Origin of the sequence: Streptomyces sp. NPDC048612, assembly GCF_043199295.1 — a bacterium.
Lineage (GTDB): Bacteria > Actinomycetota > Actinomycetes > Streptomycetales > Streptomycetaceae > Streptomyces.
The window spans coordinates 26,011-45,392 of sequence record NZ_JBICVV010000038.1; the positions used below are offsets into that span (position 1 = coordinate 26,011).

General features: G+C 72.3%; 16 protein-coding genes. 10 read left to right on the forward strand and 6 right to left on the reverse strand.

Annotated elements, in window-relative coordinates; translation table 11 throughout:
• Nucleotides 1–104 precede the first annotated feature (104 nt).
• Nucleotides 105–1,187 (reverse strand): NDP-sugar synthase, encoded by a 1,083-nt coding sequence (locus tag ACGFN2_RS34305; RefSeq protein ID WP_362610361.1) that lies wholly within the window; start codon nucleotides 1,185–1,187, stop codon nucleotides 105–107.
• Nucleotides 1,188–1,558: 371 nt separating this feature from the next.
• Entirely contained in the window at nucleotides 1,559–2,896 is a 1,338-nt protein-coding gene (locus ACGFN2_RS34310; RefSeq protein WP_393366775.1) for a peptidoglycan recognition protein, read from the reverse strand.
• 129 nt (nucleotides 2,897–3,025) lie between these two features.
• Between ACGFN2_RS34310 and ACGFN2_RS34315 the strand changes: the two genes are divergently transcribed.
• The 4 genes from ACGFN2_RS34315 to ACGFN2_RS34330 all read left to right on the forward strand — a co-directional run bounded on the left by ACGFN2_RS34315 (nucleotide 3,026) and on the right by ACGFN2_RS34330 (nucleotide 8,955).
• A complete protein-coding gene (locus tag ACGFN2_RS34315; protein ID WP_393366759.1) occupies nucleotides 3,026–3,787 on the forward strand; it encodes a TIGR03089 family protein in 762 nt (253 codons plus the stop codon).
• 162 nt (nucleotides 3,788–3,949) lie between these two features.
• Entirely contained in the window at nucleotides 3,950–5,188 is a 1,239-nt protein-coding gene (locus ACGFN2_RS34320) for an LCP family protein (RefSeq protein WP_393366761.1), read from the forward strand.
• Nucleotides 5,189–5,411: 223 nt separating this feature from the next.
• Nucleotides 5,412–7,181: an LCP family protein gene (locus ACGFN2_RS34325; RefSeq protein WP_362610353.1), complete on the forward strand. Its 1,770-nt coding sequence runs from the start codon at nucleotides 5,412–5,414 to the stop codon at nucleotides 7,179–7,181.
• 67 nt (nucleotides 7,182–7,248) lie between these two features.
• Entirely contained in the window at nucleotides 7,249–8,955 is a 1,707-nt protein-coding gene (locus ACGFN2_RS34330; RefSeq protein WP_393366763.1) for an LCP family protein, read from the forward strand.
• 382 nt (nucleotides 8,956–9,337) lie between these two features.
• Here ACGFN2_RS34330 and ACGFN2_RS34335 read toward each other — a convergent pair whose 3' ends face one another.
• Nucleotides 9,338–10,369: a glycosyltransferase family 2 protein gene (locus ACGFN2_RS34335; protein ID WP_362610348.1), complete on the reverse strand. Its 1,032-nt coding sequence runs from the start codon at nucleotides 10,367–10,369 to the stop codon at nucleotides 9,338–9,340.
• Nucleotides 10,370–10,640: 271 nt separating this feature from the next.
• Here ACGFN2_RS34335 and ACGFN2_RS34340 point away from each other — a divergent pair, with 271 nt between their 5' ends.
• The 3 genes from ACGFN2_RS34340 (at nucleotide 10,641) to ACGFN2_RS34350 (ending at nucleotide 13,280) form a co-directional block, all read left to right on the forward strand.
• Nucleotides 10,641–12,104, forward strand: a complete 1,464-nt coding sequence (locus ACGFN2_RS34340; protein WP_393366765.1) for an LCP family protein — start codon at nucleotides 10,641–10,643, stop codon at nucleotides 12,102–12,104.
• 88 nt (nucleotides 12,105–12,192) lie between these two features.
• Entirely contained in the window at nucleotides 12,193–12,651 is a 459-nt protein-coding gene (locus ACGFN2_RS34345; protein WP_362610344.1) for a hypothetical protein, read from the forward strand.
• Between the two features lie 47 nt (nucleotides 12,652–12,698).
• A complete protein-coding gene (locus tag ACGFN2_RS34350; protein ID WP_362610343.1) occupies nucleotides 12,699–13,280 on the forward strand; it encodes a VanZ family protein in 582 nt (193 codons plus the stop codon).
• Here ACGFN2_RS34350 and ACGFN2_RS34355 read toward each other — a convergent pair.
• The gene (locus ACGFN2_RS34355) at nucleotides 13,231–13,785 is read right to left on the reverse strand and encodes an acyl-CoA thioesterase (RefSeq protein WP_362610342.1); all 555 of its coding nucleotides are present in this window, start codon (nucleotides 13,783–13,785) and stop codon (nucleotides 13,231–13,233) included. The two genes, ACGFN2_RS34350 and ACGFN2_RS34355, sit on opposite strands and share 50 nt — an antisense overlap.
• 274 nt (nucleotides 13,786–14,059) lie before the next feature.
• Between ACGFN2_RS34355 and ACGFN2_RS34360 the strand changes: the two genes are divergently transcribed.
• A complete protein-coding gene (locus ACGFN2_RS34360) occupies nucleotides 14,060–15,346 on the forward strand; it encodes an LCP family protein (protein WP_393366768.1) in 1,287 nt (428 codons plus the stop codon).
• Between the two features lie 63 nt (nucleotides 15,347–15,409).
• Here ACGFN2_RS34360 and ACGFN2_RS34365 read toward each other — a convergent pair whose 3' ends face one another.
• Nucleotides 15,410–16,585: an acyl-CoA dehydrogenase family protein gene (locus tag ACGFN2_RS34365; RefSeq protein WP_362610338.1), complete on the reverse strand. Its 1,176-nt coding sequence runs from the start codon at nucleotides 16,583–16,585 to the stop codon at nucleotides 15,410–15,412.
• A gap of 258 nt (nucleotides 16,586–16,843) precedes the next feature.
• Between ACGFN2_RS34365 and ACGFN2_RS34370 the strand changes: the two genes are divergently transcribed.
• Nucleotides 16,844–18,184 carry a UDP-glucose/GDP-mannose dehydrogenase family protein gene (locus tag ACGFN2_RS34370; protein ID WP_362610336.1) on the forward strand — a complete coding sequence of 447 codons (1,341 nt, stop codon included), beginning with the start codon at nucleotides 16,844–16,846 and terminating at the stop codon, nucleotides 18,182–18,184.
• A 4-nt stretch (nucleotides 18,185–18,188) separates the two neighbouring features.
• Here the strand turns inward: ACGFN2_RS34370 and ACGFN2_RS34375 are convergent, their stop codons facing one another.
• On the reverse strand, nucleotides 18,189–18,749 hold the full coding sequence (locus ACGFN2_RS34375; RefSeq protein ID WP_393366771.1) for a CGNR zinc finger domain-containing protein: 561 nt from the start codon (nucleotides 18,747–18,749) through the stop codon (nucleotides 18,189–18,191).
• Between the two features lie 74 nt (nucleotides 18,750–18,823).
• On the opposite strand from ACGFN2_RS34375, the gene ACGFN2_RS34380 reads away from it, so the two are divergent.
• A complete protein-coding gene (locus ACGFN2_RS34380; RefSeq protein ID WP_362610331.1) occupies nucleotides 18,824–19,192 on the forward strand; it encodes a VOC family protein in 369 nt (122 codons plus the stop codon).
• Nucleotides 19,193–19,382: the final 190 nt, after the last annotated feature.

Genomic DNA, 19,382 nt, shown 5'->3' on the forward strand with positions numbered 1-19,382 from the left:
ATTCCCGCGGGGGGTGGCGGAGGCATCCCCGCGGGGGTGGCGGGGGCGCATGGCCGCCGCCCACCCAACACCGGCTCCCCCACCACCGGCTCCCCCGTCACCGCCTACTGATCCGACGAGAAGCGGACCGAGCCGGCCGGGAGTTCGGCGTCGCACCAGATGCGGATGCCGTCGCGCAGTTCGTTGTCGGCGCCGATCCGTGCGCCGTCGCCGATGACCGCGCCGTCCAGGACCGTACGGGCCCCGATGTGGGCCCCGGCGCCGATCAGTGAGTCACGGATGCGGGCGCCCGGCTCGACGACCGCGCCGTCGAGGACGGCGCTGCCGTCGATCTCGGCACCGGCGCCGATGACGGTGCGCGGGCCGACGACCGTGCCGCCGGTGAGCTTGGCGTCGCCGGCGACGTCGGCGGTCTCCAGGACCAGGCGCTCGCCGCGGCGGCCGGGCACCGCCGGGGACGGGGCGCGGCCGAGGACCAGGTCGGCGGAGCCGCGGACGAAGGCCTGCGGGGTGCCGAGGTCGAGCCAGTAGGTGGAGTCGACCATGCCCTGGAGGTGGGCGCCGTCGGCGAGCAGGCCGGGGAAGGTCTCGCGTTCCACGGAGACCGGGCGGCCGGCCGGGATGGTGTCGATGACCGACCGGTTGAAGACGTAGGCCCCGGCGTTGATCTGGTCGGTGACGATCTCCTCGGGGGTCTGCGGCTTCTCCAGGAAGGCGGTGACCCGGCCGGTGTCGTCCGTGGGGACCAGGCCGAAGGCGCGCGGGTCCTCGACGCGGGTCAGGTGCAGGGAGACATCGGCGCCGGAGGTGCGGTGGGTGGCGACGAGGGCGGCGATGTCGAGGCCGGTGAGGATGTCACCGTTGAAGATCAGCACCGGGTCGTCGGGGGCGGAGTGCAGCCGCGCGGCGACGTTGCGGATGGCGCCGCCGGTGCCCAGCGGCTCCTGCTCGGTGACGTACTCCAGATGCAGGCCGAACTCCGAACCGTCGCCGAAATACGGCTCGAAGACCTCGGCGAGGTAGGAGGTGGCGAGCACGATGTGCTCGACGCCGGCCGCCCGGGCGCGGGCCAGTTGGTGGGTGAGGAACGGCACACCCGCCGCCGGGACCATCGGCTTGGGCGTATGCACCGTCAGCGGGCGCAGCCGGGTGCCCTTGCCGCCGACCAGGAGGATCGCTTCCGTCACTGAGACCTCTGTTCGCTTCTCCGCCCGCTGGGCCCCTGCTGCCCGGGCGCGGGCAGGGAGGGATCAAGCGGTGCGGCTCTCGTCGTCGACCACAGCCCGGCGGCTGCACATACGACGCTCACGGTGTCTTCTCTGCTTCCTGCTGGGGTCGGCCGATCGGCCGACCAGTGTAGGCAGACGGGCTCCGGAACTCCCCCGGTGGTGGGGCGCTCCGGTGCCGTTCAGGCCACGGGAGGAGCGCGGGGCGGGACGGCGGGCGTCGTGCTGGCTCGGGCGTGCGGACGAGGGAACGGTTGAGTGGTTCCTGCAGCCTGCACCGTGACAGACCCGAGCAAACCCGGAACGTGCCGTCATGTCAGGCCGGAAGCGGATCAGCGGCCCTGGAGGGCGGCCGCGGCGAGGCGGGTGGCGGCGAGCTTCTCGTAGAGGTGGACGCCGGGGCAGTCGGTGGTGAAGCCGTCCCGGTGGCCGGAGATGACGTGCAGGGGGACCTTCGTCCCCTTGGGGAAGCGGTTGCCGCCGCCGGACAGCATCTGGATGGTGGCGCGCGGGTCGACGCTGTGGAGGCCGAGCTTCCAGGCCGTCAGACGGGCGATGGCGTCGACGGCGGGCTGGGGCGGCTCGTCGTCGGTGAAGGTGCCGAGGACGGCGATGCCGGTGCTGTCGGTGTTGAAGCCGAGGGTGTGGGCGCCCATGACGGGTTTGGCGACGCCGCCGGCGCGGCCCTCGTAGACCGTGCCGCATCTGTCGATGAGGAAGTTGTAGCCGATGTCGCGCCAGTGGTTGCTCTTGACGTGGAAGCGGTACATGGCGCGGATCAGCGAAGGGGCCTCGGCGCAGTCGTAGTTGTTGCCCGAGCCGCTGTGGTGGACGAAGGCGGCGCGGACGGTGCGGGTGTAGGTGAAGGCCTTCTCGCGCAGTTGCTCGTCGGCGCCCCAGCCGGCCCGGGTGACGATCCGCGGGCGCGGTCCGGCGTAGGTCCGGCCGGGCGGTGCGCCGTCCTCGGCGGGGCGGCCGGCCGTGGAGGCGGCCTGGTCGAGGGCGGGGATCTCGGTGGCGCCGGGCGGGGCGAGCCCGGCGTTGGCGGCGGAGGCCGCGCCGGCCTCGGGGCCGAGCGGGGCCGGCGGGTCGGCGGGTGCGCCGCGGACGCCGCGCGGGGGCCGGCCGGGGTCGACGAGTTCCAGCCGCAGCCCGCCGGGGAGGGCGGCGCGGGCGCGGTGGCGGGACGCGGGGGTGATGCGCAGTTGGACGGCGTCGGAGTCGCCGACCCACAGCGGGGCGGTGCTGCCGCGGACCTGGCTGTCGCGGCGCTCGGCGGCGCCGAGGTCGGGGGCGTCGTCGTTGTGGACCTGGACGTCCTGCCAGCCGGACCAGTCGCCGCGGCCGGTGGCGCGGGTGCGGACCTGGACCCGGCCGCGCAGTTCGGCGGCGGCGTCGTCCCAGACGACGCCGAGGAGGGAGAACGGCCGTACGGTGCGGGCCGGCAGGCCCAGGGACTGGGGGGCGGGCGCCGTGGCGTCCCGGGAGTCGGGGTGCGGGGCGGGTGCGCCGAGCGCCGCCACCGGGAGGGACTGGGTGCTGCCCGGCAGCTCACCGGAGTGGGCGGGGCGCGGCGCGGCGGCGGGGGCGGCACCGGCGCCGGGCGCGAGGGGCAGGGCGAGGGCGGCGCTGCACACGGCGCCGCAACAGAGTGTGAGGAAGGGGCGCATGGTCAGAATCCTGGACATGGCCGGGGCGAACGCGCCAACGCTGATCTGACGGTGCATCGGCCGATCCGGTGGTGCGGGCCCGCCGGGCCCGGCCCGTCGCCGGCTGCCGCCGCGCGTACCCTGGCCGCGATGAACGCCACCGATCGCACCCCCGCCGACCTGCTGAGTTCCGCGCTCGCCGCGGACCCGGCCCGCCCGCTGGTGACCTTCTACGACGACGCCACCGGCGAGCGCGTGGAACTGTCCGTCGCGACCTTCGCCAATTGGGTGGCCAAGACCGCCAACTATCTCCAGGGTGATCTGGCCGCCGAGCCCGGTGACCGGCTCGCGCTGCTGCTGCCCGCGCACTGGCAGACCGCCGTCTGGCTGCTGGCCTGCTCGTCGGTGGGCGTGGTGGCGGAGGTGGACGGCGATCCGGCCGCCGCCGACCTCGTCGTCGCCGGGCCGGACCGGCTCGACGCAGCGCTCGCCTGTTCCGGTGAGCGGGTGGCGCTGGCGCTGCGCCCGCTGGGCGGCCGTTTCCCGCAGCCGCCGGCGGGCTTCGCCGACTACGCGGTGGAGGTGCCGGGCCAGGGTGACCGGTTCGCGCCGTTCGCGCCGGTGGACCCGGGTGCCGTGGCGCTGGCCGTCGGCGGCGAGGAGCTGACCGGGGCCGGGATCGGGGCGCGTGCGCTGGCCGACGCGGGGGCGGCGGGGCTGCCGGCGGCGCCCCGGGTGCTGTCGGGGCTGGGGTACGACACCTGGCAGGGCCTGTCGTACGGGCTGTACGGGCCGCTGGTGACCGGCGGTTCGGTGGTGCTGTGCCGGCACCTGGACCGGCTGGACGCGGCGGCCGTGGCGGGCCGGGAGGACAGCGAGAAGACCACGTTCCGGGCGCCGCCGGCGCACTGAGGGTGCCGCGCTCCCCCGTCCGGCGGACCGGACGGGCCCCGGGGCGGGCCGGTACGTCCTTTTCGGGCCAGGATCTTGAGTACGTACAACCATGCGCGGGTTTCGTCCGTCTCTTGTTCCGTCCGGGCCCTGCGTGCGGGCGCGACGCAGACTCCGTGAGGGATGGACGCACACGTGACCGAGACCCCCGAGCCCCCCAGGTTCGCCGGCTGGGGCGCACGCCCGGCCGGGGGGCCGGGAGCGGACGGGCCGGGGCCGCCGCGCATCCCGCCGTACCGGTGGCACTGGCGCCGCTGGGCCGCGCTCGGGATCACCGCTTTCGTGCTGGCCGGGGCGGGGACGGGCTGGGCGGTGTACGCCAAGCTCAACGGCAACATCCACACCGACAGCGCCACCGAGCGGGAGCTGCGGAAGTGGGAGTCCGAGCGGCCGCCGGCGGGCCCGCCGAACGCCGAGAACGTGCTGCTGATCGGCTCCGACAGCCGGAACGGCGGCAACGGCAGATACGGCCACAGCCGCGGCCAGCGGTCGGACACCACGATGCTGCTGCACCTCGCGGCGGACCGGAAGAGCGCCACCGCGGTGAGCATCCCGCGCGATCTGATGGTCGAGGTGCCGCACTGCAAGCGGCCGGACGGCACGGAGACCGCGCCGCGGCCGGGCCAGTTCAACGGGGCGTTCGCGGCCGGCGGCCCGGCCTGCACGATCCGCACGGTCGAGAAGCTGACCGGCATCCGGGTCGACCACTACATGATCATCGATTTCGTCGGCTTCACGAAGATGGTGGACGCGGTGGACGGCGTCGAGGTCTGTCTGCCGCGGCCGGTCCACGATCCCGAGGCGGATCTCACGCTGCCCGCCGGCCGGCAGACCCTGCACGGTGAGGCCGCGCTCGGTTACGTACGGGCACGAAAGAGCCTGGGCAACGGCAGCGATACGCAGCGCATGGAGAGGCAACAACGATTTCTTGGCGCACTCGTGAAGAAAGTGCAGAGCAATGGTGTCCTGCTCAATCCGACCCGGCTGTATCCGGTGCTGGATGCCGCGACGAGTTCCCTGACCACGGACACCGAGCTGGCTTCCCTCAGGGGGCTGTACGAATTGGTGCGCAGCGCGCGCCGCATTCCCACCGGGCAGGTCCAGTTCATGACCGTGCCGCGGCGGGAGTACCGCCTGGACCCCAATCGCGATGAGCTGCTGCAGCCGGACGCCGGGCGGCTCTTCGCGCAGCTGCACAAGGATCTTCCGGTGACCGTGCGGCCCCCGCGCGACGCCGGGGAGGAACCGGTCCGCACCGGAAACGGAGCGTCGGACGACCGGCCGGACGAACCATCGGCGCCCCCGCCGAGTTCGGGCCCGACCTTTCCCGGGACGACGGCGGAACGCGGGATCTGCGAATAAAGATGCCGCAAAACAAGCCGACGACTCGAAGGGATTGGGCGGATTGCCCAGTTGTAGGTAAGTGGAATTTGTCACGAGCGTCGCGGGGCGCTGAACTGGGCGGATAGTGTGAGCGATCCGGTCGCTCGACCAAGCGACCGATGAACCGAGTAATGCACGATCGACCTACCGAGCGCCTTGAGGGGATGGCGCCGCGTGGCACCGACGGAGGACTCAAGGCACCGTGGACGCGCAAGGCCGTGGGCGGGCGGGCGACAACAACGTCGATCCCGCCGATCAGTGGGTGTTCGATCCGGACACCGGCAACTACGAACTGCGGCTTGACCCTGCCGGTCAAGCCGCCGCTCGGCCCTCCGACCGCACGGCGGCCGGCAGACGCGCCGCCCGTAAGCGGGACGCCGCGGTCGGCGACACCGACACCCGGCCGCTGCCGACCCAGCGTGGGCGGCGGGACGAGGACGGCGGGGACGGCGACGGCGGGCCGGCGGCCGGCGGCCGCGCCGCGCGTCGGGCGGCCGCGAGCCGCACGGCGACGGCGAACGCGGCCGAGGCGGGCCCGGCGAGCCGCCGCAAGCGCAAGCCGCAGAAGTCGGGGAAGAAGCGGGCGCTGCACTGGACCGCCGGTGTGGTGGGCTTCGTGCTCGTCGCCGGCTGCGGCGCCGCGTACTTCGTCTACCAGCAGCTCGACGGCAACATCAACAAGGTCGATGTCGGTGTGGAGAACGACGCGGTGTCCGACGGCCCGGTGAACCTCCTGATCATCGGCACCGACTCGCGTTCCGGGAAGGGCAACGCGGGCTACGGCGACGCCGGGAGCGTGGGCCACGCGGACACCACGATCCTGATGCACATCTCCAAGGACCGGACGAACGCCACCGCGCTGAGCATCCCGCGCGACATGATCACGGACATCCCCAACTGCCCGACGAAGCAGAAGGACGGCTCGACGAAGAACATCCCCGGTGAGCACGGGGTGCGCTTCAACACCAGCCTGGGCCAGGAGAGCCGGGACCCGGGCTGCACCTGGCGCACCGTCGAGAAGATGACCGGGCTGAAGATCAATCACTTCATGATGGCCGACTTCAACGCGGTCAAGGAGCTGTCCAACGCGGTGGACGGCGTCGAGGTGTGCGCGGCCAAGGACATCAACGACCCCAAGTCGCACCTGAAGTTGAAGGCCGGCCGGCACACCGTCAAGGGTGAGCAGGCGCTGGCGTTCGTCCGTACCCGGCACACCGTCGGCTTCGGCAGTGACCTCAGCCGTATCGAGCTGCAGCAGCAGTTCCTCAGCTCGCTGATCCGCAAGCTGAAGTCCAGCGCCTTCAGCAGCCCCGGCAAGCTCTACGACGTCAGCCAGGCGGCGACCAAGGCGCTCACCGTCGACACCGGTATCGGCACCGCGAGCAAGCTGCTGGACTTCGGCACCGACATGAAGAAGGTCGACATCGACAAGGTCACCTTCGCGACCGTGCCGGTGCTGGACAACCCGGACGACCCGGCCACCGTCATCATGGACAAGGCCAAGGCGGACCCGCTGTTCGCGATGGTGCGGGCGGACCACACCCTGGCCAAGGGCAAGAAGGGCAAGAAGAAGTCCGGCCCGGCCAAGAAGGCTCCGGCCGAGCGGGTGCGGGTCGACGTCACCAACGGCGGCGGGCCGATCGGCTCGGCCCAGGAGACCGTGGACTGGCTGCAGAACACCAAGGCCGCCAAGCTCGCCACCAACGCCGGCAACGCGCCGGAGAAGCTGGCCGCCACCCGCCTCGAGTACGCGCCCAACCAGGCCGACCAGGCCGCCACTCTGGCCGACTGGATGGGGCTGCCCAAGAGCGCGCTGAAGAAGTCCGGGAAGGACGCCGGGGACCGCGAGCCGATGAAGCTCGTCCTCGGCAAGGACTTCAAGGCGCCGGGTTCGCCGATCGAGGCACCGACCGAAACCCCGGACGGGGTCCAGAACGTCAATGCAGATGACAAGAACATCTGCGCAAAGTGAATTGAGCGGGAACGGCCGCCCCGCCGAGGCGCCGAGCGCACCACCGGGACAACGGGGAGAGGGCCGTATGGGGCAGAGCAGTGTGCGTGGAGACCGGTCGCGTCGGAGACGCACGCCCGACGGGCAGGAACCGGAACGGGACGGCAGCCTCTACGAGGACAAGGGGCTGCCCCCGGACGCGCCCGGCTGGACGCCTCCGGAAGGCGTCGCCGTGCCCGCAGCGGACGGGGCCGGCGACGCTGACGTGCCCGCCGACGGCGGGCACCCCGGGCACCCCGCCGACGGGAAGCCGCGCCGCAAGGGCCGCAAGGCGCTGCGCTGGACCGCCCTCACCGTCGCCGTCCTGATAGCGGGCGGCGCCGGTGCCGGGTACTGGTACTACGAGCACCTCAACGCCAACCTCCGCAAGGCCCCGCGTTCCCTGGGCGGCGGCGGCCTGAAGAAGCCGGACCCCAACGCCTTCGGACAGAGCCCGCTGAACATCCTGCTGCTGGGCTCCGACGGCCGGAACAACGCCAAGAACATCGAACTCGGCGGCGCCCGGCAGGACGCGGACCGCAAGCCGCTCGCCGACGTGCAGATGCTGGTGCACGTCTCCGCGGACCGCAGCAACATGTCGGTGATCTCCATCCCGCGCGACACCCGGGTGACGATCCCCCGCTGCACCGACCCGAAGACCCACGAAGTCTTCCCGCAGACCTCCGCGGCCATCAACCAGTCGCTCCAGCACGGCGGTCCGGGCTGCACCCTCGCCACCTGGCAGGAGCTGACCGGCATCTACGTCGACCACTTCATGATGGTCGACTTCGGCGGTGTGGTGGACATGGCCGACGCCATCGGCGGTGTCCCGGTGTGCGTCGACAACAACATCTACTCGCACGACAGCAAGGGCCACGGCAGCGGACTGCGGCTGAAGAAGGGCACCCACTCCGTCAAGGGCGTCCAGGCCCTCCAGTGGCTGCGCACCCGCTACGGCTTCGAGGACAACACCGACATCGGCCGGGCCAAGGCCCAGCACATGTACATGAACTCGATGGTCCGCCAGCTCAAGGCCGGCACCAAGCTCTCCGACCCGGGCCAGCTGCGTGACCTGGCGGAGGCCGCGACCAAGGCGCTGACCGTCGACGACGGGCTCGACACCGTCAAGAAGCTCTACGACCTCGGCGGCGACCTCAGCCGGGTGCCGACCAAGCGCATCACGATGGTCACCATGCCCTGGCAGTACGGCCCCGGTGAGTCGTATGTCGTCCCCAAGCCCGGCGACGCGGAGGCGACCTTCGGGCTGCTGCGCAACGACACCGCGCTGGACGGCAAGGACAGGAAGAAGAAGCCCACTCCGGCCCCCGAGCCGTCAACTCCCAAGGACCAGCTGAAGGTCATGGTGCAGAACGGCACCAACAGCACGGTGAACGGCCCGGTCTCCGGCCGCGCGTCGGCCGTCCAGCAGCAGCTGGCCGGCCTGGGCTACGCGGCGGCCGGCACCGACCCCGCGCTCACCACGCAGGCCGACACCACGCTCACGTACCGGGACAAGGAGCGGCGGGGCGACGCCCTGGCGCTGGCGAAGGCGCTCGGGCTGCCCAAGAGCGCGGTCCGGGAGTCGAGTTCGGCCACCGGGATGCGGCTGGTGGTCGGCAACGACTGGCGGACCGGTACGGCGTACCCGGAGCAGGGTGACGAGAAGGGCGCGGACAAGGCCCCGGACAGCGCGGACGCGCTCAACGGCGAGGACACCAAGGCCTGCATGAAGGTGAATCCGTCGTACACCTTCTAGGCGAGGGGGGGCGTCCGCCTTCTGGGCGGGGGCGTCCGCCTTCTGGGCGGGGCGCGGGCGCGGGGCGGGTGTTGTCCGTTCCGGGCGGGTGTTGCTCGTTCCGGGCGGGCGCTCGGTTGCGGGCGGCGCTGCTCGTTGCTTTCCCCGCTTTCCCCGGGTGGGTTTTCCCGGGGTGGTTTTTTCCCCGCCGCCCACCCCCCTTCGGGGGGTGGGCGGGTGTAGAGGGGAGGTTTCCGCGCCGACGCATCGGCGCAGGGCCGTGGACGGCCTCCGCGGCCGGGCACGAGAGCCTCCGCGGCCGGCCGTGAGAGCCTCCGCGGCCCGGCCGTGACGGCGCTGCAAGCGGCCCTGGCGGCCGCCCCCACGAGCCTGCGGCGCCCGGCTACTCGGCGCCCGCCGCCGCGCTCATGACCGCCGGGCGGCGGCTGGCGATGACCTTCTTGGCGAGGGAGCGGGGGCTGGTCAGGAAGCCCGTGCCCCAGGCCATGTGCATGGTCGCCAGGGCGAGGGGGATCTGTGCGCGGGCCTTGAGCGACAGGCCCTTGCCGGCCGGCACCGAGCCCGCGGTGATGGCGGCGAGGTAGCCGGCCGGGACGACCAGGCCCCAGGGGGTGACGGCCGCACCGATCACCAGGCCCGCCGCGATGGCGCACACCGCGGTCGGCGGCGCGAGGTAGCGCAGGTTGATCGAACCGGCGTGGTAGCGGGCGACGACATGGCGCCACTTGCCGTAGTCCTTGTACTGCTTGGCCAGCGCCTTGATGCTCGGCCGCGGGCGGTACTGCACCCGCAGCTCGGGCGAGAACCAGATCTGCCCGCCGGCCTCCCGGATGCGGAAGTTCAGCTCCCAGTCCTGGGCGCGGATGAACTCCTCGTTGTAGCCGCCCTGCTGCTCCAGCGCCTCGCGCCGGAACACCCCGAGGTAGACGGTCTCGGCGGGACCGGCCTGCCCGCCGGTGTGGAAGGCGGCGTTGCCCACGCCGATCCTGGACGTCATCGCGGCGGCGACCGCGTCCTCCCAGGCGTTCTCGCCCTCGGCGTGCATGATCCCGCCGACGTTCGCCGCGCCGGTCTCCTCCAAGAGGCGCACCGCGGTGGCGATGTAATTCGGCGAGAGCATGCCGTGGCCGTCGACGCGCACCACGATCGGGTGCCGGGACGCCTTGATCGCGGCGTTCAGCGCGGCGGGGGTGCGGCCGGTGGGGTTGGGCACGGTGTGCACCCGGGCGTCCTCGGCGACGAGCTCGGCGGCGATCTCGTCCGTACGGTCCGTGGACGGGCCGAGGGCGATCACCACCTCCATCTCACCGGCGTACTCCTGCTCCAGGATGTGCCGGACCGAATTGCGCAGGTGTCGTTCCTCATCGAGCACCGGCATGATCACGGAGACGGCCGGGGGCTGCTGCTGCGGCATGGTTCCTCGGGGGGACGGCCCGTGGCGGAGCCGCCAGCGGCGGCAGCGCCCGCCGGGAGACTGCAGAATCGCGCCTCACGTTACCGCGAATGGGCGACGCCTCCGGACGCAGCCGGGTGGCCGGGCGCCGGGTGCCCGGCGTGTGACGCTGTGCAGCCGATCGTATCGACCTACGGTGCCCTCGTCGGATTGATCACTGTTTCTCCCCTTTTCCTGCCCCGCTCCCCCGCCGGGCCCCGAGTACGCCCGTCCAGCCGCGGAGGTGTCCCCCGTGACCGCGCCGTTCCGCTCCCCCCGTCCGGCCCGGCGCCGGGCCGCCCGGCCCGGTGTGCGCCGGCGCCCGCCGGGCCCGCGCTGGGGGGTGCGGATCGGCGCCGTCGCGTCCGTGCTGCTGCTGGCCGCGAGCGGTGTCGGGCACGCCGTGGTCACCGGCGTGGAGAGCGGCATCGGCCGGGTGGACGCCTTCAAGGGCATGAGCAACCGGCCCGGGGGCGGCGACGGGCTGAACTTCCTGGTCGTCGGCACGGACGGGCGGGACCGGCTCACCGCGGCGGAGAAGCAGAAGTACCACCTGGGCGGCGCGCCCTGTCACTGCACGGACACCCTCATGCTGGTGCACCTCTCCGCCGACCGGGACCGCGCCAGCGTGGTCAGCCTGCCCCGCGACTCCTACGCGGAGGTCCCCGCGCACCGGGACGCCGTCACCGGCCGGCAGCGCGCCCAGCACCCCATCAAGCTGAACGCGGCCTACGCCGAGGGCGGCCCCAGCCTCACCGTGCGGACCGTCGAGCACATGACGGGGGTGCACATCGACCACTATCTGGAGGTCGACTTCACCAGCTTCATGCGGAGCGTGGACGCGGTCGGGGGGGTGGAGATCTGCACCGTGCGGCCGCTGCGCGACAGCTTCACCGGACTGAATCTGCCGGTCGGCAGGTCGCGGCTCAACGGCGGCCAGGCGCTCCAGTACGTGCGTGCGCGGCATGTGGACGGCTCCGCGGACCTCGGCCGGATGCAGCGCCAGCAGCGCTTCCTGGCCGCCCTCATCCACAAGCTCACCTCCTCCGGAGTGCTGATGAACCCCATCCGCTTCAGGGACGTCGCCGACACGATGCTCCGGTCCGTACGGGCCGATTCCGGCTTCGGGGCCAACGACCTGGTCGACCTCGGGCAGGCGATGCGCGGCTTCACCCCGTCGTCCTCGGAGTTCACGTCCGTGCCGCTGGGCGACGTGGCCCAGCCGGTGCCGGGCGTCGGCTCGACGGTGCGCTGGGACCCGGTGCAGGCGCCGAAGCTCTTCCGGGCGATCCGCGAGGACCGGCCGATCGCCGTGCCCCGGGACCGGGAGGAGCCGCGAGCCAGGGTGGTGGACATCCCGCCGGGCCAGGTCCAGGTGCGGGTCGACAACGGCAGCGGCCGGGCCGGGCAGGCCGCGACGGTCGCCGGCGAGCTGCGCGCCACCGGCTTCGCGACCACCGGCGCCCCCGGCAACTCGGCGCTCGGCGCGGTGCCCCGCACGGTGATCGTCTACGACCCGCGCTGGGACCGCTCGGCCCGCTCGCTGGCCGCCGCGCTGCCGGGCGCGGAGCTGCGTCCGGCGGCCGGTCGGGGGCCGGTGATGCAGGTGACGGTCGGCCGGAACCACGCCGGGGTGCAGCGGGTACGGGCCGAGGAGCCACCGCAGAAGCCGGGCCGGATCTCGGCGATCACCGGGGACGAGGCGGTGTGCCCATGAGCGAGCGCAGCACGGGGGTCCGGCGGGGGCGCGTCAGCGGACCTTGCCCGCCCGGCGCGCGCCGGGCCGGGCGGAGCGGGGCGCCGGCATGAGTGTCCCCGCGCCCCGCCGCACCCTGCCCGGGCCGCCCGCCCGCCGTGCGGACGCCCGCGGCCGTGCCCGCCGGGTCACGGTGGCCGCCGCCGCGCTGTTCCTGGTCGCGGTCACCGTCGCCGCGGCGCCGCCGGCGCCCCCCGCGCCGACCGGCTGCGGGGAGCTGGTGAACGGCCAGCTGTGTCTGCGGGGGCCGGTGGGGGCCGACGGGATGTACGCCGCGACCTACCGGCGGCACGGGCCGGCGGCCGGTGCCGACGAGATCATCGTGCGGCTCGGTTACCAGCGCAAGAACGACCGGATCACCGCCTTCCCCGGCTGGTTCGGCACCCGGCGGACCCAGGGCGGCGCCGTCGCGCTGAGCGGCCGGGTGGAGATGCTCGCGGACGAGTGCATCCGGGGCGTCATGGAGCGCGGCGAGACGTTCTACGTCACGAAATGGAGCTGCAGCTGATGTCCGGGACGCCCGGGAAGTTCGCGATGTCCTGAAAGGGGCGCACTGTGTGGCAGGTTGTGCTGGGCATCACCCCCGCGACGGTGGCGCTCTTCCTGGTCCTCGCGCTGGGGGCGGCGGCGGCGCTCGCCCTGTGGGCGGCGCTCGTCCCCGACAGTGGGGTCCCGCGCACCACGGCCCGCGTGCTGCTGGGCGGCTGGCTGCTGCTGCTCCTGCTGGCGACGCTCGCGCCCAGCCAGCCGGTCGGCTCCGGGGACGCGACGGTGTGGTGGCGGCCCGGTGAGGGGCTGTTCGACCTGGGCGCCCAGCTGGAGCCCGGGGAGCTGGCGATGCTGGTGCGGCGGCAGATCGCCAACGCGGCGCTGTTCGTGCCCGCACCGCTGCTGCTGCGGTTCGCCGCGCCGCGCACCTCGGCGGCCGGCACCTTCCTCATGGGCGTGGGCCTGTGCCTGGCCATCGAGACGGCGCAGCTGCTGATGCGGGCCGGGCGGATCGCCGATGTCGACGATGTGATCTGCGCGGCGGCCGGCACCGCGATCGGTACGGGGCTGGCGCTGGCCGCGCAGCGCGGGGTGGCCGCTATGCGTCGTCGAGGCCTTCCGCGGCGCGCCGTTCGCGCAGCTCCATGATCGCGCGGCGCCGGGCGAGGCGGTGCGTCCGGCGGATCTGCGCCTCCTGGTAGCGGCGCTTGTCCCGCTCGGTCTCGGGGAGCACCTGCGGCACCCGGCGGGGCCTGCCCTGTTCGTCGACGGCGGCGAAGACGAGGTAGGCGGAGCCGACCTGCTGGGCCGGGGTGGACTCGTTCCAGCGCTCGGCCAGGACCCGTACGCCGACCTCCATGGAGGAGCGGCCGGTCCAGTTGACCTGGGCGCGGACGTGCACGAGGTCGCCGATGCGGACGGGTTCGAGGAAGACCATCTCGTCCATGGAGGCGGTGACGGCCGGCCCGCCGGAGTGGCGTCCGGCCACCGCGCCCGCGGCATCGTCGACGAGCTTCATGATCACGCCGCCGTGCACCGTTCCCAGAAGGTTCGTGTCGCCGGCCGTCATGATGTGGCTGAGCGTGATGCGGGACACGGAAGTGGGCTTGCCCACCGCCTCGTCCTCGGGGGTGTCGGTGACGAGTTCGGTCATGCGAACCAGCCTAAGCGGCACCGGTGAGGCACCCGTCCCACCCGGATCGTGAGACTGGTCTCGCCGTTTGCGCAGGTCCGTGACACAGGTCTCACCGTCCCCGCCGGAATCCATCCGGAATGGTTGCTTCCATTCGTGCAGGTCGGAATGGTCATGTCCGCTTCTGGTATGCGCCGGAAGGGCGCCGTGGCTTTGCATCAGCTCTGCAACAGCACTGGCCCGATCCCGCACCCGCTCTATGGAGCAGCCCGTCGCGGGAGGCACACTTCCCCGTATGAATGAGTGGCCCAACGGCGACCAGAACGGCAACCGGTACGGATACGGCAGCGGCAGCTCCGAGCCGGAGGGTGCGCGCTCCATGCCCCAGGTGCGGCGCGACGCAGGCCCCGGCTATCAGCGGAACGAGCCTCCGATGCCGGCGTCGATGTCCCCGCGCAGGGGTGCGACCGTCCCGCCGCAGCAGTCCCAGGGCTACGAGGACTCCTACGACGACGGCTACAACACCGGCCAGGTCTACGGCGGTGGCCGGGGCGGCGGCGGCCGCCAGGGCGACGGCTACGGCGCGGGCGGCGGCCGGCCGCGCCCCCGCTGGGGCAAGCGGATCAAGTGGACGGTCATCACCCTGGTCGCCGTACTGGCGGTGACCTCGGTCGCCACCTACTTCTGGGCCGACGGCAAGCTCCGCCGCAAGGTCGACCTGAGCAAGGTCATCGACCGTCCGGAGACCGGCGACGGCACGAACTACCTCATCGTCGGCTCCGACAGCCGTGAGGGCATGACCGCCGAGCAGAAGCGCAAGCTGCACACCGGCTCCGCCGAGGGCAAGCGCACCGACTCGATGATGATCCTGCACGACGGCAGCAACGGCCCGACGCTGATATCCCTGCCGCGCGACTCGGACGTGGAGATACCGTCCTTCGTCGGCTCGGACTCCGGCAAGAAGTACCCGGGCACCGGCCGCCACACCAAGCTCAACGCGGCCTACGCCGAGGACGGCCCCGAGCTGCTGGTGCGCACCGTCGAGTACAACACCAAGCTGCACATCGACCACTACGTCGAGATCGGCTTCGCCGGCTTCGCCAACATCGTGGACGCCATCGGCGGCGTCGAGATGGACCTGCCCAAGGCGATCAAGGACAAGGACTCCGGCGCCGACTTCCCGGCGGGCAAGCAGACCCTCAACGGCCAGCAGGCGCTCGCCTACGTCCGCACCCGGCACGCCTTCGCCCAGCAGGACCTGGACCGCACGAAGAACCAGCAGAAGTTCCTGGCGACGCTGGCGAGCCAGACCGCCACCCCCGCCACGGTCCTCAACCCCTTCAAGCTCTACCCGACGATGAGCGCCGGCCTGGACACGCTCGTCGTCGACAAGGACATGAGCCTGTGGAGCCTGGGCGAGATGTTCTTCGCGATGAAGGGCGTCACCGGCGGCGAGGGCAAGTCCATGAACATGCCCACCTCCGGCAGCAACGGCGGCAACCTGGTCTGGGACAAGGCCAAGCTCCAGCAGCTGGTGCAGCAGCTCAACAACGACGAGAAGGTCACCGTCAGCAGCAGCTGACCGCACGCACGAAGGGCCCCGGACCGCAGCTGCGGTCCGGGGCCCTCTGCCGTCCGTACGGGCTTACTGCGGCAGGTTGCGGGCCATCACGATCCGCTGGACCTGGTTGGTGCCCTCGTAGATCTGCGTGATCTTGGCGTCGCGCATCATCCGCTCGACCGGGTAGTCACGGGTGTAGCCGTAGCCGCCGAGCAGCTGGACGGCGTCCGTGGTGATCTCCATGGCCGCGTCCGAGGCGTAGCACTTGGCCGCCGCGCCGAAGAACGTCAGGTCCTCGCCCTTGCCGCCGGCCGATATCCGCTCGGAGCGGGCGGCCGCGGCGTAGGTGAGCTGACGGGCCGCCTCCACCTTCATGGCCATGTCGGCGAGCATGAACTGGACGCCCTGGAAGTCACCGATCGGCTTGCCGAACTGCTTGCGCTCCTGGACGTAGCCCTTGGCGTAGTCCAGGGCGCCCTGGGCGATGCCGAGCGCCTGGGCCGCGATGGTGATGCGGGTGTGGTCCAGGGTCTTCATGGCGGTGGCGAAGCCGGTGCCCTCCGCGCCGATCATGCGGTCGGCGGGAATCCGGACGTTGTCGAGGTAGACCTCGCGGGTCGGGGAGCCCTTGATGCCGAGCTTCTTCTCCGGGGCGCCGAAGGAGACGCCCTCGTCGCCCTTCTCGACGACGAACGCCGAGATGCCCTTGGAGCGCTTCTCGGGGTCGGTGACGGCCATCACCGTGTAGTACTCGCTGACGCCGGCGTTGGTGATCCAGCGCTTGACGCCGTTGAGGACGTAGTGGTCGCCGTCGCGGACGGCCTTGGTCTTCATGCCCGCCGCGTCCGAACCGGCGTCCGGCTCGCTCAGGCAGTACGAGAACATCGCGTCGCCCTTGGCCAGCGGGCCCAGGTACTTCGCCTTCAGCTCCTCGGAGCCGGAGAGGATCACCGGCAGCGAGCCGAGCTTGTTGACTGCCGGGATGAGGGAGGACGACGCACAGACGCGGGCGACCTCCTCGATCACGATGACGGTCGCCAGCGCGTCCGCACCGGCCCCGCCGTAGGCCTCCGGTACGTGGACGGCGTGCAGGTCGTTGGCGACCAGCGCGTCGAGCGCCTCCTGCGGGAAGCGGGCCTCCTCGTCCACCGCGGCGGCGAACGGCGCGATCTTCGCCTCGGCGAGCGAGCGCACCGACTCGCGGAGCATGTCGTGCTCCTCGGACGGCCGGTACAGATCGAAATCAGCGGTTCCCGCCAAGGTTTCTCACTCCCCTGTGAGCTGACTACCAGTGTGCTAACTACCGTTAAGTAACCCCGTTACCTCTCCGGATTCTAGGCGCCGATCCCGGCTGCGGATACGTGAGGTTGCCGACAGTTACACCGGCACCGCCCGCACAGCTGGGGCGGTCATTCCCCTCCCGACTATGCTCGGCCAGCGCCGTTTTCTCCATGCCCACCCGTCACCCCCCGCCCCTCAAGCCGGCACTTCGCGCCGCACCGCCTGTTTGGAGCGTCCATGCCCCTCAAGATCACCGTGATCGGCACCGGCTACCTCGGCGCCACCCACGCCGCGGCCATGGCCGAGCTGGGCTTCGAGGTGCTGGGGCTCGATGTGGTCCCCGAGAAGATCGAGATGCTGCAGCGGGGCGAGGTCCCGATGTACGAGCCCGGTCTGGAGGACCTGCTGCGCCGCCATGTCGCCGGCATCGAGGGGTCGAGCGGCCGGCTGCGCTTCACCACCTCCTACGAGGAGGCCGGGGCCTTCGGCGACGTCCACTTCGTCTGCGTGAACACCCCGCAGAAGCACGGCGAGTACGCCTGCGACATGAGCTACGTGGACAGCGCCTTCGACGCGCTGGCGCCGCATCTGACCCGGCCCACGCTGGTGGTCGGCAAGTCGACGGTGCCGGTGGGCAGCGCGGCCCGGCTCGCCGAGCGGCTGGCCGCGGCCGCCCCCGCGGGTGAGGCCGCCGAGCTGGCCTGGAACCCGGAGTTCCTGCGCGAGGGCTTCGCCGTCAAGGACACCCTGCACCCGGACCGGATCGTCGCCGGCGTGGCGAGCGCACGGGCCGAGGAGCTGCTGCGCGAGGTGTACGCCGGCCCGATCGCCGAGGGCTCGCCGTTCATCGTCATGGACTACCCGACGTCCGAGCTGGTGAAGACCTCCGCCAACTCCTTCCTCGCGACCAAGATCTCCTTCATCAACGCGATGGCGGAGGTCTGCGAGGCCGCCGACGGCGATGTGGTGAAGCTGGCCGAGGCCATCGGGCACGACGACCGGATCGGCAAGAAGTTCCTGCGGGCCGGCATCGGCTTCGGCGGCGGCTGCCTGCCCAAGGACCTGCGGGCCTTCATGGCGCGCGCCGGCGAACTCGGCGCCGACCAGGCCCTGACCTTCCTCCGCGAGATCGACTCGATCAACATGCGGCGCCGCGGCCACATGGTCGAGCTGGCCCGCGACGCGGTCGGCGGCGGCTTCCTCGGCAAGCGCGTCGCCGTCCTGGGTGCGACCTTCAAGCCGGACTCGGACGACGTCCGCGACTCCCCCGCGCTCAACGTCGCCGGCCAGATCCACCTGCAGGGCGGCCAGGTCACGGTCTACGACCCCAAGGGCATGGAGAACGCCCGGCGGCTCTTCCCGACGCTGGCCTACGCGGACAGTGCGCTGGAGGCGGTGCGCGGCGCGGATGCGGTGCTGCATCTGACGGAGTGGCGCGAGTTCCGTGAGCTGGACCCGGCCGCCCTGGGTGAGGTGGTCGCCGAGCGCCGCATCCTGGACGGCCGCAACGCCCTGGACCCGGCGCTGTGGCGCAAGGCCGGCTGGACCTACCGCGCACTGGGCCGCCCCCAGGCGTAGCCCGCTACCCGGACTCGGACCTGCCGCGCCTGGCGCGGTAGGTCCGCATCTTCGCCCGGCTGCCGCAGACCGCCATGGTGCACCAGCGGCTGCGGCCGGCCGGGCTCCTGTCGTAGAAGACCCAGCGGCAGTCGTGCGCCTCGCACGCCTTGAGCCGGACCCACGTCCCGTCGGCGACCGCGGCCGCGATCCCCGCGGCGATCCGGGCGGTGAACTGCGCGACGGCGCCGAGCCCCGGAGCCGGGCGCAGTGCGGCGCCGCCGTCGGGCGCCATGGCCAGGACGAGCGGCGCGGCCGCCAGCAGCCGGTCCAGCGTCCCGGCCGCTTCCGCGGGTACGGCGGTCCCGGCGGTGTGCGCCAGACAGACCTCCCGGAGCGCCTCCCGCAGCTCCCCGAGCACCGCCGGCTCCCCCCGCCCCGGGGCGGGTTCCGCCACACCCTGCGCACGCAGAAAAGCGCCGGGACCGCCGTCGGCGGTCAGCGCGTCCTCGCCGGTCTCGACATCGAGGGTGTTGACCAGATCCTGCACCGCGCGCAGGGATTCCGGCGCCGTTCGGGAAGTCACCCTTGCCACGTTACCGACATCCCGCCATCATGCGGTAACGAGGTTACTGGTTGAAGCCATCAGGAGGTAACGCCATGGGCCTGATCAAGCTCGGTGTCGTCGCACTGGACTGCCCCGACCCCCGGGCGCTCGCCAACTTCTACGCCGAGATGCTCGACTGGCAGGTCACCGGAGGCGACGACGAGTGGATCGAGATCGCCGGCCCCACCGGCCGCACGCTGGCCTTCCAGGCGGTCACCGGCTACCGCCCACCGCAGTGGCCCGGCCAGGACGTGCCGCAGCAGCTGCATCTCGACTTCGACGTCTCCCGCGCGGACATCGACGAGGCCGAGCGGAAGGTCCTCGCCCTCGGCGCGGAACTCGTCCAACGGGACGAGGGACTCCGCGACTTCCGGGTGTACCTGGACCCGGCGGGGCATCCGTTCTGCCTTTGCCTCAAGTAGCCGTTTCGGCTGCGCTTTGCTTTCGGCCCACGTTGTCGGCTTTCCCGCCGTGGGACCTCGCGCTGTTTCGGGTCCGCTGCGCGGGGCGTGGGCTGGGGTGGTGTTTGCGGGTGGCTCCGCCGTTGCGCCTGCGGCGGGCGGGTGGGTGTCGGGTGCGGTGACGGGCCTCCGGGGCAGGGTTTCCGGACTG